This is a genomic window from Wolbachia endosymbiont (group B) of Pilophorus perplexus (assembly GCF_964028155.1).
GTDB lineage: Bacteria > Pseudomonadota > Alphaproteobacteria > Rickettsiales > Anaplasmataceae > Wolbachia.
In genome coordinates this window covers 669,820-683,148 of the sequence record NZ_OZ034754.1, presented here as the reverse complement: position 1 = coordinate 683,148, position 13,329 = coordinate 669,820, and the positions used below count along the sequence as shown (strand labels likewise).

Annotated in this window: 14 protein-coding genes; 6 read left to right on the top strand and 8 right to left on the bottom strand. The window is 34.1% G+C overall.

Annotated elements, in window-relative coordinates; genetic code table 11:
• Positions 1 to 36 precede the first annotated feature (36 nt).
• A complete protein-coding gene (locus ABWU28_RS03545) occupies positions 37 to 1,734 on the top strand; it encodes an ABC transporter ATP-binding protein (RefSeq protein WP_353275661.1) in 1,698 nt (565 codons plus the stop codon).
• An 82-nt stretch (positions 1,735 to 1,816) separates the two neighbouring features.
• On the opposite strand, the gene ABWU28_RS03540 is transcribed toward ABWU28_RS03545, so the two are convergent.
• Complete coding sequence (locus ABWU28_RS03540) at positions 1,817 to 1,981, bottom strand: hypothetical protein (protein WP_167470124.1); 165 nt, start codon at positions 1,979 to 1,981, stop codon at positions 1,817 to 1,819.
• 25 nt (positions 1,982 to 2,006) lie between these two features.
• Between ABWU28_RS03540 and ABWU28_RS03535 the strand changes: the two genes are divergently transcribed.
• From ABWU28_RS03535 to argS, 3 genes are all read left to right on the top strand, one after another.
• On the top strand, positions 2,007 to 2,204 hold the full coding sequence (locus tag ABWU28_RS03535; RefSeq protein ID WP_230609140.1) for a hypothetical protein: 198 nt from the start codon (positions 2,007 to 2,009) through the stop codon (positions 2,202 to 2,204).
• Between the two features lie 85 nt (positions 2,205 to 2,289).
• Positions 2,290 to 2,868, top strand: a complete 579-nt coding sequence (locus ABWU28_RS03530; protein WP_149168816.1) for a hypothetical protein — start codon at positions 2,290 to 2,292, stop codon at positions 2,866 to 2,868.
• 134 nt (positions 2,869 to 3,002) lie between these two features.
• Positions 3,003 to 4,703, top strand: a complete 1,701-nt coding sequence (gene argS / locus ABWU28_RS03525) for an arginine--tRNA ligase (RefSeq protein WP_353275658.1) — start codon at positions 3,003 to 3,005, stop codon at positions 4,701 to 4,703.
• 62 nt (positions 4,704 to 4,765) lie between these two features.
• On the opposite strand, the gene ccmA is transcribed toward argS, so the two are convergent.
• On the bottom strand, positions 4,766 to 5,389 hold the full coding sequence (ccmA, locus tag ABWU28_RS03520; protein WP_353275656.1) for a heme ABC exporter ATP-binding protein CcmA: 624 nt from the start codon (positions 5,387 to 5,389) through the stop codon (positions 4,766 to 4,768).
• Positions 5,390 to 5,392: 3 nt separating this feature from the next.
• Entirely contained in the window at positions 5,393 to 5,824 is a 432-nt protein-coding gene (locus ABWU28_RS03515) for a hypothetical protein (protein WP_064085636.1), read from the bottom strand.
• Positions 5,825 to 6,253: 429 nt separating this feature from the next.
• Here ABWU28_RS03515 and ABWU28_RS03510 point away from each other — a divergent pair, with 429 nt between their 5' ends.
• Positions 6,254 to 8,329: a hypothetical protein gene (locus ABWU28_RS03510; protein ID WP_353275654.1), complete on the top strand. Its 2,076-nt coding sequence runs from the start codon at positions 6,254 to 6,256 to the stop codon at positions 8,327 to 8,329.
• Positions 8,330 to 8,817: 488 nt separating this feature from the next.
• Here ABWU28_RS03510 and ABWU28_RS03505 read toward each other — a convergent pair whose 3' ends face one another.
• Genes ABWU28_RS03505 through secG form a run of 4 tightly spaced genes read right to left on the bottom strand, consistent with a single transcriptional unit; the run spans position 8,818 to position 11,502 of the window.
• On the bottom strand, positions 8,818 to 9,225 hold the full coding sequence (locus ABWU28_RS03505) for a nucleoside deaminase (protein WP_007302590.1): 408 nt from the start codon (positions 9,223 to 9,225) through the stop codon (positions 8,818 to 8,820).
• 17 nt (positions 9,226 to 9,242) lie between these two features.
• The gene (locus ABWU28_RS03500; RefSeq protein ID WP_007302591.1) at positions 9,243 to 9,536 is read right to left on the bottom strand and encodes a hypothetical protein; all 294 of its coding nucleotides are present in this window, start codon (positions 9,534 to 9,536) and stop codon (positions 9,243 to 9,245) included.
• Between the two features lie 38 nt (positions 9,537 to 9,574).
• Positions 9,575 to 11,182: a CTP synthase gene (locus tag ABWU28_RS03495; RefSeq protein ID WP_007302592.1), complete on the bottom strand. Its 1,608-nt coding sequence runs from the start codon at positions 11,180 to 11,182 to the stop codon at positions 9,575 to 9,577.
• Positions 11,182 to 11,502, bottom strand: a complete 321-nt coding sequence (secG, locus tag ABWU28_RS03490) for a preprotein translocase subunit SecG (protein ID WP_007302593.1) — start codon at positions 11,500 to 11,502, stop codon at positions 11,182 to 11,184. Before secG ends, ABWU28_RS03495 begins: the two co-directional genes overlap by 1 nt.
• Before the next feature lie 116 nt (positions 11,503 to 11,618).
• On the opposite strand from secG, the gene ABWU28_RS03485 reads away from it, so the two are divergent.
• Positions 11,619 to 12,143, top strand: a complete 525-nt coding sequence (locus tag ABWU28_RS03485; RefSeq protein WP_213863939.1) for a gamma carbonic anhydrase family protein — start codon at positions 11,619 to 11,621, stop codon at positions 12,141 to 12,143.
• Here the strand turns inward: ABWU28_RS03485 and ABWU28_RS03480 are convergent.
• Positions 12,133 to 13,158 (bottom strand): hypothetical protein, encoded by a 1,026-nt coding sequence (locus tag ABWU28_RS03480; RefSeq protein ID WP_213863940.1) that lies wholly within the window; start codon positions 13,156 to 13,158, stop codon positions 12,133 to 12,135. The two genes, ABWU28_RS03485 and ABWU28_RS03480, sit on opposite strands and share 11 nt — an antisense overlap.
• Positions 13,159 to 13,329: the final 171 nt, after the last annotated feature.

The window sequence follows — 13,329 nt, the reverse complement described above, 5'->3', positions numbered from 1 at the left end:
TTTTTCCTGAAGCTAAATACTTAACTTTAAAATAAAATGCAATCTAACATTAAGCAGTTATTTTACTATATAAAACCTAGTTTACATTATTTTACCGTAGCGTTTATTGCAGTTCTATTTTCAGCTTTAACGATTCTTCTTTTTGGTAGGGGCTTAAGCAACATAATTGATTCTGGCGCAGAGCATAATTTTACTACTAATCTATTAGTTGCAATACTGATAGTTTTAGGCATCTCTCTCACTGCATTTATTCGGTTATATTTCATTGGCATTGGAAGCGAAAAAGTTATCGCAAGAATCAGATATGACTTATATAGCAGTATTACTGATTTACAACCAAGTTTCTTTGAGAATACAGGTGTGCAAGATGTTATCTCAGCACTCATTACTGATACCTCTGCATTGCAATCGATAATAAACAGCAGCTTATTGACAATATTGAGGAATGCAGTGGTACTAACTGGTAGTGTTGCAATGCTGTTATACACAAATCTACATTTAACCGCATATGCAGCTGCAATAATACCTATACTGCTCATTGTCATGACTTCACTTGGGAAAAAAGTACGCAATTATGCACGCTTTGTTCAGGATAAATTAAGTGAGCTTGCATCATTTAGTGAGGAAAATTTTAGATCTATAGTAACTATCAAATCGTTTGTACTCGAAGAAAATGAAAAAATCCATTTTCAGAAACATCTAAACTCAGTATCAAAATCATACGTAAAATTAGTACTCTTGCGTGCTATTTTAGTAACTCTAGTTATCACGTGTGTGATAGGTTCGCTAGTTGTTTTGCTTTTTTTGGGAATAAAAGAAGTCTTAAGTAATAATATGACCATTGGAGAACTCTCCTCATTTGTGTTTTATTCAGCACTTGCTGCAGGGGCTGTAAACAATCTAAGCGATAACATCAGTGATTTGCAACGAGGTCTTGGAATTGTAGAGCGTTTATTTGAATTTATGAACATGAAAAGCTCTATATTAGATAATGATAATCCTATAAGGATCAATAGTGTTCAAAAAGGAATTTCGTTTAACGATGTAACATTTTTTTATGCTGATAAGCCAGCATTAAATAACGTATCATTTTCTATAGAGGCAGGCCAATCAGTATCAATTGTTGGACCATCTGGCAGTGGCAAGAGCACCATTTTAAAGCTTTTGCTCCGTTTTCACGATCCAAGTGAAGGCAGTATTACTATCGATGGACAGAATATTAAGACAATTGCGCTAAATGATCTAAGATCGCTGTTTGGCTTAGTACCACAAGATCACATGATATTTTCTTGCTCAATAATGGAAAATATACTATACGGCAAACCGGGTGCTGAATATGAGGAAGTCAGGCGAGCTGCTATCAGCGCTTATGCGATGGAATTTATTGATAAGCTACCGGATAAATTTGATACATTTGTAGGAAAAAGAGGACTGAAACTTTCTGAAGGACAAAAACAACGTATTATAATAGCAAGAGCAATACTGAAAAATCCTCAGGTTTTAATACTGGATGAAGCAACTTCCGCCCTCGACTATAAAAGTGAAAGCCTAGTGCAAAAAGCACTTAGCAAGTTGATGCAAAACAGAACAACAATTATAATTACGCACAGGCTATCAACCGCACTCAAAACTGACAAGATTATAGTGATTAATTGCGGGAAAGTGGAAGAAGTTGGTACTCATGATTCTCTAATGAATAAAGATGGGCTGTATGCAAAATTGGTGAAGATATAGTAAAAACTGAAGGAAAATTTGAGTCATACTTGTTGGTTGTTATGCTAGATTGATAACTAAAACTATTAAATCTTTAATTATTTTAACTTATAATAATATCATATTGTCCACCTGCTCCTGCTTGTCCACCTTGTCCGGAACTTAAGCCTGAACCTAAGCCTGAATCTAAAGATGATGATAAATCGATACCATTTGACATAAAAAAGCTTGCAATATCAACCTTGCCAGGAACGGATAAGATTCTCAATTTGAAAACCTCTGATGAAACAGGTATGAGTTCTAAGGAATGTGGGGAAATTATTGCGAGTACTAGAAATGACCTTAGGATTTCAGATGGCAAAATTGTGGGTAAATGTTACGACAATACTGAATGTGATAAATGTGTGGATGCATTGAACTCTAGCATAATCATGGTTCTTGCTACTGATCACAATACACAAGCGGCAGACTCGAATATTTATTTTCTATAAAAGTAATATAATGTGTGTATTGTTAGTACACACATTATTCTATGTTTAATTGTTTGATAAATTTATTTATTGATGGAGTTATTTTATGTTTAAAAGCGCCTATGCTCATCCAATGCCAACTAATACATGTTTTGTAAATGATATGGTAAGAGTTAATTTGTTTACAAAGTTGGATGATTGTAAAGTCAATAAGAGTAAGTTGATTCATGATAAATGTGGTAAAGATCTTAAGTGTAAGATTAATGACAGGACTATGAATGAACTGAAAAAATGTTTTAAGTTTGAGATTGATGATAAGACTAAAAATGAACTGAAAGAAAATATTAAGAATGAACTAGAGAAAAGTATTAAGTTTGAGATTAGTGATAAGACTAAGAATGATCTAAAAGAAAGTATTAAGAATGAACTAGAGAAAAGTCTTAAGTTTGAGATTGATGATAAGACTAAAAATGAACTGATAGAAAATATTAAGAATGAACTAGAAAAAGGTCTTAAGTTTGAGATTAGTGGTAAGACTAAGAATGAGCTAAAAGAAAGTATTAAGAATGAACTGGAGAAAGAGAAAAATGGAGGTACAGGGAATGAAGGTACAGGGAATGCTTATTTTAGTGAAAGCGAAAGTATGGCTTTCCGTCACTATAGTGACAGCAACGACTTAATGTAAACTATAATTTTTCTGGGTTTCAAAAGACCCAGAAAAGGTTGCCTTACACCAAACAAAGAGTAGAGAGAAAATCATAACTTCAACTAGCCCCACTTATTTGCTATACTGCTATAGATTTTATAGCAGTATAGTGAATGAACATTTTCAAGCAGATTTCCTCTCTAATTTCCAGCAAATTAAATGAGTTGAAACAAAGGGGTGTCATAAATACAAGTGCAGAAAATTTTATTGTGGAACCTCCAAGCAATAGAGCACATGGTGATATTTACACAAATGTTGCTATGGTGCTTGCAAAGCATGAAAAAAAGAATCCAATTGAGATTGCAGGGATCTTAGCAAGAGAATTTAAACCTTTTGATGAAGTTGCAGAAGTGGAAATAGCAAGCCCCGGTTTTATCAATATGCACTTAAAAATAGAAGTGTGGCATGGGATTTTGAAACAAATAAATGAGCTAAAAACAGAGTTTGGCACTCTAAATATTGGAAATAATCAAGCTGTCAATGTTGAATTTGTATCGGCAAATCCAACAGGCCCTCTGCATATTGGTCATGCAAGAGGAGCAGTGTTTGGTGATGTTCTGGCAAATTTACTAAAGAAAGTTGGCTATAATGTTACTAAGGAGTACTATATCAATGATGCTGGAGCACAGATAGATACGCTAATTCGGTCAGTATATTTGCGGTATAAGGAAGCTCTGGGAGAAAAAATTAGCATTGAAAAGGGTTTATACCCAGGTGAATATTTAAAGCCAATAGGAGAGGGATTAGCTAAAAAATATGGCAAGGAGCTTAGAGCAGAGGAAGATAACCAGATAATTAGAGAATATACTTTAAGTTCTATTTTAGAACTCATAAAGGAGGACATGAGCTTGCTTGGAGTAAATCATGATGTCTTTACTTCAGAGTATGAGCTACGTGGCAAAATCGAAGAGAGTATAAAGATATTATCTGACAAGGGTCTAGTGTATGAAGGGTACCTGGAGAAACCAAAAGGCAAAGAAAGTGAAAATTGGACTTCCAGAAAAGAAATGTTATTTCGCTCTACAAAATTTGGCGATGATGTTGACCGCGCATTGAAGAAAGAGGACGGCAGTTGGACTTATTTTGCCTCAGATATCGCTTACCATTTTGATAAGATATCGCGTGGTTTTAACAATATGATCGTAGAGCTTGGTAGTGACCACGGTGGTTATGTCAAAAGGCTAAAAGCAGTCGTCTCTGCGCTCAGTGATGATCAAGCAAAAATAGAGGTAAAACTGCATAATATTGTGAATTTTTTCGAGAATGAAAAACCTGTTAAGATGTCCAAAAGATCAGGAAACTTCCTAACAGCAAGAGATGTAGTGGAGGAAGTTGGCAGGGATATCACTCGTTTTATAATGCTGACACGCAAGAATGATATGGTCTTGGACTTTGATTTTGCTAAAGTTAAAGAACAATCAAAAGACAACCCTATTTTTTATGTGCAATATGCGCACGCCCGTGCTCATTCGTTAATGCGTAATGCTCCAAAAGAGCTCCCAACAGCAGATCCTTCACTTTTAAAGACCGATGGGGAGCTCTTCCTCATAAAAATCTTAGCAAAGTGGCCAGATGTGGTAGAAATAGCGGCAAGGCTCTATGAGCCACACAGAATCACTTTCTACTTACTTGAAGTTGCAGAAGCGTTTCACGTTTTATGGGGGTATGGCAAAAGTGATTTAAATATGAGGTTTATACTGGAGAATAACTTAAATCTCACCGCTGCAAGAATGTTTCTCGTCCAAGCCTTAGCACACGTCATTGCTTCTGGACTTTCGATTTTTAATATAGAGCCTTTGAAAGAGATGAGTTAATTTTAATGCGTAATATTAAATGTGATAATAAATTATTGATGTAAGTACAATAAGGCCAAAAATTATACAAGAGGTCTGTTAAAATCACGTATGTCGATTGTCTTGAAGTCACACAATTGTTCTGTAGAGCTATGTCCTGTAATAATTACTGTACCGTTCTGCTCAGAGCGTATTGAGATTAGGTTCAATACTAATTCACATGTTGTGCTATCAAGATTACAGAAAGGTTCATCTATCAGCCAGATATTTGCATTAGAAATTAAAAGGCGGGCAAGCGCAACTCTTCTTTTCCAGCCTGCAGAAAGTTCACCATATCTAATGTTAAATACAGGTTGCAACTCTAAACAATAAGCAGCTGCCATAACTGATTCTCTAGTGTTCCGTATTCTTGCCCAGAATTCTATGTTTTCACCAATTGTTAAGCTATCTTTACAGGCGTTTTTATGTCCTACGTAAACCATGGAAGATATAAAGGATTTTGGATCATCATATATGTCTTTTCCGTAGTATATTATATTGCCTGATACTGGCGGTAAGAGTCCAGATAAACTTCTGATTAAGCTGGTTTTGCCGCTACCATTTGGACCAGTGATTAAGATTTTTGATTTTGGCTCAGCTTTAAAATTGAGGTTTTTAAATAATACTTTGTTATTACGAGCACAGGATAGATTTTTACATTCAAGCATGGATTATCTGCCTTTTCCTTTATATTTACCCTTAGTTGAAGACTGAGCTTTTATAAATAGCTCCCAAAATCCTTTCTTATCACCTTCTCTGTGTATCAATTGTGCAAAATGTTTCATTAAACTATTACCCATCATAACCATCTTTGTCCATTTACCTAACGGTTTTGCTATATCAACTATTTCTAGATCTTCTTTGTAAACTTGCATATTCTTTTGTTTCTCCCTTAGCATTTCCTGTTGTTTCATCAACTCTTTTTGCTTATTTTTTTGATACAATTCATTAAATCTTCTATTTTCTTCCCACTCTTCTTTGAGAACTTTTAGAGGAAATATAATTTTTCTAATATGATTTTTGTATATTTTTCTCAAAAAGAGAAATACTGCAATTATAGTAAGTAATATCGTGCTATATGTAATGATTTGTCCGAACGGCATTTTTATACTCAGCTTATTTGCAAGCGGTATTTACAATTATACCATAACTATAGAAATTTTACAATTTTTTTCTGGATAAAGATAGTAGACTAAAAATTTCTAAAGGACAAAAGCAACGTATTTACGTACAGGCTATCAACTACTACACTCAAAACTGACAAGTGATTAATCATTGGAGAGTAGAGGAATCACGGCTCTCTAATGAATAAAGATGGACTGTGTCAAGCTGGTGAGTAAGGTGGAAATTGAATAATTGTTGGTTATCATGCTAGATCTACAATATAAGTTATAAAATTTTTAATCATTTTGGCTTATAATAATTTCTGAGTTAACCTTAGATTTCCTGAGCTGTGGTTTCTTTTACCCATGTTGAATTCCTAGCTTTTATACTCTAATTTAATTCCAGTTTTGACTATATAGGAGGTCACAATGTCAAACAATATCTATAGCGATCAAGTTAATAATAGTAATTTATATGCCAACAAACTTTTTTATGGTGAAGAGGGTGAGCAAGTCGAAAATCTAGGAGATCAGGTTGCGGAAAAAGAGGATGATAAATCAGAAGAAGATTTACTTCGTGACTGTAGAGATGAAACTAAGAAGGCAAAAGATAAGTTAATACAGTGTAAAAAAGATGCTGTGGAATCACAAAGAGAAATTACAAAATTAGAAGCAGAAGCTAGTGAATTAAAGTCACAGGTTCAAGAAGAAAGAGAGAAGGTAGAACAAACTAAGAATGAAGCTGAGGCAAAAGTTGATAAGTTAAAATTACAGGTTCAAGAAGAAAGAGAGAAGGTAGAACAAACTAAGAATGAAGCAAAAGCAGAAGTTGATAAGTTAAAATTACAGGTTCAAGAAGAAAGAGAGAAGGTAGAACAAACTAAGAATGAAGCAAAAGCAGAAGTTGATGAGTTAAAATTACAGATTCAAGAAGAGAAAGGGAAGGTAGAACAAACTAAGAATGAAGCTGAGGCAGCAAAAGCAGAAGTTGATGAGTTAAAATTACAGATTCAAGAAGAGAAAGGGAAGGTAGAACAAACTAAGAATGAAGCTGAGGCAGCAAAAGCAGAAGTTGATGAGTTAAAATTACAGATTCAAGAAGAGAAAGGGAAGGTAGAACAAACTAAGAATGAAGCTGAGGCAGCAAAAGCAGAAGTTGATGAGTTAAAATTACAGGTTCAAGAAGAGAAAGGGAAGGTAGAACAAACTAAGAATGAAGCAAAAGCAGAAGTTGATAAGTTAAAATTACAGTTTCAAGAAGAAAGAGAGAAGGTAGAACAAACTAAGAATGAAGCTGAGGCAACAAAAAATGAGTTAATACAGTGTAAAAAAAATGCTGAGAAGATGAAAGAAAACGGTGGACAGGCAATTAATCAGGAAAAATGTGATGATATTAAAGCAGAAGCTGAACAAGCAAAATTAGAAGCTAAACTAGCAAAAGAGGAAATTTTGAGGTACAAAATTGAACAGGAGAAAGAAGAAGTGATGCAGAGTAAGATTGAAGAAGTAAAAGAAGAACTTTTAAAGTGTAAAATTAACATGGCAAAAGCAGAGACTGAGTGGTATAAAAAAGCAGCTGAAGAATGTAAAAATGAGAAAAGAATCGGTAAAGATAAACCTAGTATTAGGGGAGAGGATGAAAATGATAGAGGCAAACATGTTACCAATGAGGACGATCGCACTGATAAAGATAAACCTAGTATTAGGGGAGAGGATGAAAATGATAGAGGCAAACATGTTACCAATGAAGGAGGGAATGAAAGTGGAGAAATTACATCTCGAGAAATAACACCAGATCTTAGCCTACCAGGAATTTGTGGGCCTAAGGCTACTTTGTATAAATCGAATAATAAGATAGGTTGTCAAGGTTTTAATACATCTGATTTATTAAAAGAACTCTATCCTGAGATGTATAGTAATTCTAAAATTGTGCCATATATAGAAAAGGGATCAGAGGGTGTTTATGGTGCAGTAAATTTTAAATTTGCCTTTACTGATAATATTAGTTCAGCAGCCAACTTTAGTAATACGAAATGTCTTAAATGTATTGATAGTCCACTAGAGTTAGCTTGTCAGGACGAGAAGGTTAAGAGTTTCTGCCAGTTTGGCACTGATTATGATAATAAAGAATTAAACAAGAATTTTTTTTCTAGAGAATCATGTCCTGATCTCATCAAAGACCCCGGTGGAGCAAATATTGTGAAAGCGAAACAAGTTGCACCATTGATAATTGTTAATAACGCAGGGAATATGATAGATAAAGAGGGCAATAATACTCAAGTACACTATAATTCATTAAAGCCTTATCTAAAGCTTAATGGTAAAATCAGGGACTGTGGAAATGATCAAAAGTGTAAAGATTATAATGCAATTATGGAGAAAGTTGCATGGGATAGTGATAAGGAAGTACTATTAAAAACTGCTGTTAATAATACGCAAGAAGCAAATCCTTATTATTATGAAAATGAGGATAATTCTACTTTCGTTGAATTTGGTTCTATATAAGGCTGAATTTGTCTAATTTTTTCTACACTAGACACAATTTAGTCGTATCTGAACAAATACATAATCTATATAAAGAGGACGTAGGTACCATTTGTCCTTTTAAGGCATTTATGTCAATGATATGCGTAATCCATGATTTTAAACATGATGATCCTCCTAAGTAATACAAAAAAACTCAGAAAAATGTATATAGCTATGATAGAAGTTATCTATACCAATATACTTTAACTAGAGATTATAAATTAATGAAGTTGAAAAGTCTGCAGACGAAGATAGATTTCAAGCTCTAGAATATCTTCACTATCAAAATAACAAAGCTGTCAAAATTTGTCAAGTAATTTTTATCGCAACTGTACAAACATTGCACAGGACAAATTTAAAATGCTGTCTGTTCAGACGCATGTGAAACCAGTGCTTCTTTTCATCCCACTTCCATGCGGCTAAACCCTTTTCATAATCTCCTATCTATCATTTCTTAAACCACTCCCCTAAGTTCTCAATTTCTCAAAGAAATCTTTTAACAAAAGAGAACATTTTGTTTCTAATATTCCACCATAAACTTCAGGTATGTGGTTACAGAATTGAAATATTCTAGTGCCGTTTTCAACTCCTCCACCTTTGGGATTGTAAGCCCCGAAGTACAGACGTTTAATTTTTGCAAAAGAGATAGCTTGAGCGCACATCGGGCACGGCTCTAACGTTACGTACATTTCAGCTTCATAAAGCGTGGAAGTTGAAAATGCTTGTCTAATTGTTAACATTTCTGCATGTGCAGTTGGATCATTAGATATATTGTGTGCAGAGGAGATGATATTGTTTCCATTAACTATTACAGCACCTATTGGCACTTCGCCATCTTTCTGAGCAAGTTTTGCTTGCTCTATGGCAAGTGCCATGTATTGGTACTTAAACATTAGGTGCTTGGGTAAATATAATTTTCTTTTCTTGGCTTTTCTATTTTTTCTAGGTTATAGAATTCACTAAGGACTATTGTCCTTTTTACAAGGCTATCTATTTCTCGCTTTAAATATTTTTTTATTTCTTCTACCGATTTTAGTTCGTTTATAGCTACAACTACTTCTTCCATTATATCCTCTATAATTTGATCCTCCTCTAATTTATATATTATTTGTTCTACATGCCTATTCAATTCCTCGAAGGTCGCAGATCCATATGTAATGCTATCTTTACTATTTCTTAGTAACATTTTTACCTCTCTATTAGAATAGAGTTTATTAAGTTCTATTAAACTCTATTGTCAATAGTTGCCTTAATAAATGATGTAAAGAGAGGATGAGGAGAAAATGGTCTTGATTGAAATTCTGGATGAAATTGCACACCAATAAACCATGAGTGATTTTTTAGCTCCACTGCCTCTATGCATGTTTTATCTTCTGATATACCACTGCATATCATTCCATTCTCTTCTAAGTTATTTTTATAATCTAAATTAACTATATATCTGTGTCTGTGTCTTTCTGAAATAGTGACACTACTATACACATTTGCCATTTTTGAATTTGGATTTACATTACACTTGTATGTTCCAAGTCTCATGGTTCCACCAAGATCAACGTTCTTACCATCAGCGAGCTTGATGATTGGGTGTTTGCAAGTATAAAATTCTTCAGAGTGTACATCTTCAAGCTTAATAACGTTACGAGCAAATTCAATCACTGCAAGCTGCATACCAAGACATATTCCTAAAAAAGGAATGTTATTTACACGGGCATAGTTTATTGCTAATATTTTACCTTCTATTCCATTATCACCAAATCCTCCTGGAACAAGGACTGAATTAGAGCTTTGTAATTTTTCTCTGATAAACTTTGCATCTATAGATTTTCCATTCTCTTCTCTTGAGTTGACCCAATTTATCTTCACTCTAGCTTTATTACTAATTGCACCATGGTTTAATGCTTCAATCAGTGATTTATATGCGTCAGGAAATTCAGTATATTTTCCTACTATGGAAACGATAACTTCTTGTGTTGGATGTTTCATAGAGTGTACTATTTGGTCCCATTCAGGTAAGCTTGGTTTTGGCTTACTTAAGTGAAAGTGATCCAAAATTTGTGCCCCGAGCCCACATTGATTATACAAGGACGGTAACTCGTATATATGGTTTACATCAGGAGCAGGTATTACGTTAGATAAAGAAACATTGCAAAGATTGGCTATCTTTTCTTTTTGATTATCGGAAATTTCTTTTTCACTGCGACATAATATAATATCTGGTTGTAACCCCGCAGAGTTTAACTCTCGAACTGAATGCTGTGTCGGTTTTGTCTTTAATTCTTGTGCTGCAGTGAGATATGGTATTAAAGTTAAGTGAATAAGGATAACTTTTTGCTTTCCTAGTTTATAATTAACTTGGCGTATAGCTTCCAAAAACGGTTGGCTTTCAATATCACCTACGGTTCCGCCTATTTCGCATATTACAAAATCTAAATCTTCTGTACCATTAAAAATGAAAGATTTGATTAAATCTGTCACATGAGGAATGATTTGCACAGTTTTGCCTAGATAATCACCACACCTTTCCTTCTTTAATAATTTATTATATACTTTACCAGTTGTTATATTGTCGTCCTTGGTTGCTTTAATTTTAGTAAAACGCTCGTAATGTCCAAGGTCTAAATCAGTTTCAGCACCATCCTCAGTAACAAATACTTCCCCGTGCTGAGCTGGGCTCATTGTTCCAGGATCAATGTTGAGATATGGGTCAAGCTTTCTGATGCGAACATTGAATCCATGAGCTTGAAGAAGTGCTCCCACACTTGAAGCAACTAAACCCTTACCAAGTGATGAAACAACTCCACCTGTAACAAAGATAAACTTGGTTTCTTTCATTAATTTTCAAATGGAACAGAAGTTGATTGGCCTTCTTGCTTCTTTTCTGATATAATCTTCTCTGCAATTGATTTTTTATGTACATCTTTTGAACATAATCCTGATAGTAACAGTGTATTTATAATGAACAGCCCAGCAACTATAGAAGTTATTCTACTGAGTGGATTTTCAGAAGACTTTACCGGAATTATTGAATTCATTCCCTGTTGTGAATTACTAAAGCCACTTAATGAACTACTTCCAGGTGGCTGCAGGAGCACTAAAATTACCAATACAACAACTAATATTATTTGAAGTACACTAAGTACTGTTACTGACATTATGAATAGAGCTAAAAATAAAGATTTTAGGAGCATAAGGATCATAAGTCAAGAATATCTTTACCCGAGTAACTTGACTACTGGAACCCAAGTATGTATTAAACCTTATTTAAATTATGAGCTATCAAATTTTAAAATACAAAGATTATGAACCAAAAATGGATGAAAGTTCTTTTATCGCAGATGGTGTGCGTATCATAGGTAACGTTGAAATAGGAAGGAATGCGAGTATCTGGTTTAATTGTGTGATCAGAGGAGATGTTGGATCAATCAAAATAGGTGATGAAACGAATATTCAAGATGGCACCGTAATTCATGTAGATAGAAATCCAGGCGGTGACACGATTATTGGTAGTATAGTGACGGTTGGACATTTTTGTGTGTTACATGCATGCACGATACATGATAAAGCATTTATTGGTATGGGCTCTGTTATAATGGATCATGCGATTGTCGAGTCTGGAGCTATGGTAGCTGCTGGCTCACTGGTGACACATGGAAAAGTGATAAAAAGTGGTGAAGTATGGGCTGGCAGGCCAGCACAATTCTTCAAAAAAATGTCAGATGAGGAAATAAAACATATTACACAATCTGCACAAAATTATATCATGCTGATGAAAGAATATAAGGCTATATGCTAGGTTGAGAAATCTTCAGCTCTGATGCACATTCTACGTTAACTACTTCAAAAGTTTCTTCAACTATATAATGCTTATCAATATAAGCTTCTTCAACTCTAGGAATATGCTGATTAATAAAACTACCTCTGACTAGAATATCCTTTACTGGCCAGTTTGTTTCTATCTGAGTACCTGATGATTTAGCTGCACATTTTGTCCATGCTGACGTTAGAAAAAGAGATATAGTATTGTTTGAGTTAAGAAAGAAATTTACACGACTCCTGCAGTATTCAAGCGATTTGCCCACTGGATAATCTGGTATTTCACCTACAACCTTTCTTATTAACCAATTGCACTCTTTGGTAAATATGCTTGCTTCTTTTGGAACTTGTAGCGGTATTATAATATCATTGCTAATTCTATTTTCTTCTTGAGAAAAAAGTTCGGTGTAAGCTCCTTTTTTACTGTGTTTCTCAAAATACTTAGGAAAATAAATATTGAGATATTCAGAGTGTAATTCTATTCGACTTTTCTGATCATTTTCTAAGATAAACGTATATTTATCACCATTTTGCTTAAGTTCGCATAACTTAAATTTACTAAGGTCAGAGTCTGGAAATGGCTTTTCAATTTCAAAAGCAAGTGTAAGAGTGTGCGTTGTGTGATCAAATTCATTTTTTTCTTGTAGACCATCTTGTAGACTATAGTACTTATTTTTTTCATACTCTTTTCCTTCTATGTTAGCACTCACTTCCTCTTCATCCAAATTTTCAATAGCATCAAAAAATTCTTCTTCATCCAGATCTCTTTCTTTTTCACCTGGCTCTTGTTCTTTCAGAGAATCATACCATACATCCTCTTCATTAACTTTCTCCTCTATTGTATTTTCTACACTTATTTTTCTTGTATGATCATTTCCATTGCTAGCAGTTGTTTGATGATGTGTATCGTTAGTTTGAAAAAAGCTCTTTACTTTTGATATTAAGCTAATCCATGAAAGTCTGACTTGATTAAGTAGCCATTTAAAACTCTTCATTGTTTTACCCCAACCTAATTACTAAAAATTGTAACAGAATAAATTAAATATGTCAATAAGATACACAAATTGTACTAACTGGGAATTAGTGGCAGCACTTAACATCTGTGTAAATTTTGACATAGGCGTTTTCTGCATTTTAACCAAATCAGTAAGGAGAACACCATTGAT

Coding starts and splice junctions, on each gene's coding strand:
- ABWU28_RS03545 (WP_353275661.1), top strand. CDS start 37: ATGCAATCTAACATTAAGCAGTTATTTTACTATATAAAACCTAGTTTA.
- ABWU28_RS03535 (WP_230609140.1), top strand. CDS start 2,007: ATGAGTTCTAAGGAATGTGGGGAAATTATTGCGAGTACTAGAAATGAC.
- ABWU28_RS03530 (WP_149168816.1), top strand. CDS start 2,290: ATGTTTAAAAGCGCCTATGCTCATCCAATGCCAACTAATACATGTTTT.
- argS (WP_353275658.1), top strand. CDS start 3,003: ATGAACATTTTCAAGCAGATTTCCTCTCTAATTTCCAGCAAATTAAAT.
- ccmA (WP_353275656.1), bottom strand. CDS start 5,389: ATGCTTGAATGTAAAAATCTATCCTGTGCTCGTAATAACAAAGTATTA.
- ABWU28_RS03515 (WP_064085636.1), bottom strand. CDS start 5,824: ATGCCGTTCGGACAAATCATTACATATAGCACGATATTACTTACTATA.
- ABWU28_RS03510 (WP_353275654.1), top strand. CDS start 6,254: ATGTCAAACAATATCTATAGCGATCAAGTTAATAATAGTAATTTATAT.
- ABWU28_RS03505 (WP_007302590.1), bottom strand. CDS start 9,225: ATGGCACTTGCCATAGAGCAAGCAAAACTTGCTCAGAAAGATGGCGAA.
- ABWU28_RS03500 (WP_007302591.1), bottom strand. CDS start 9,536: ATGTTACTAAGAAATAGTAAAGATAGCATTACATATGGATCTGCGACC.
- ABWU28_RS03495 (WP_007302592.1), bottom strand. CDS start 11,182: ATGAAAGAAACCAAGTTTATCTTTGTTACAGGTGGAGTTGTTTCATCA.
- secG (WP_007302593.1), bottom strand. CDS start 11,502: ATGTCAGTAACAGTACTTAGTGTACTTCAAATAATATTAGTTGTTGTA.
- ABWU28_RS03485 (WP_213863939.1), top strand. CDS start 11,619: ATGAGCTATCAAATTTTAAAATACAAAGATTATGAACCAAAAATGGAT.
- ABWU28_RS03480 (WP_213863940.1), bottom strand. CDS start 13,158: ATGAAGAGTTTTAAATGGCTACTTAATCAAGTCAGACTTTCATGGATT.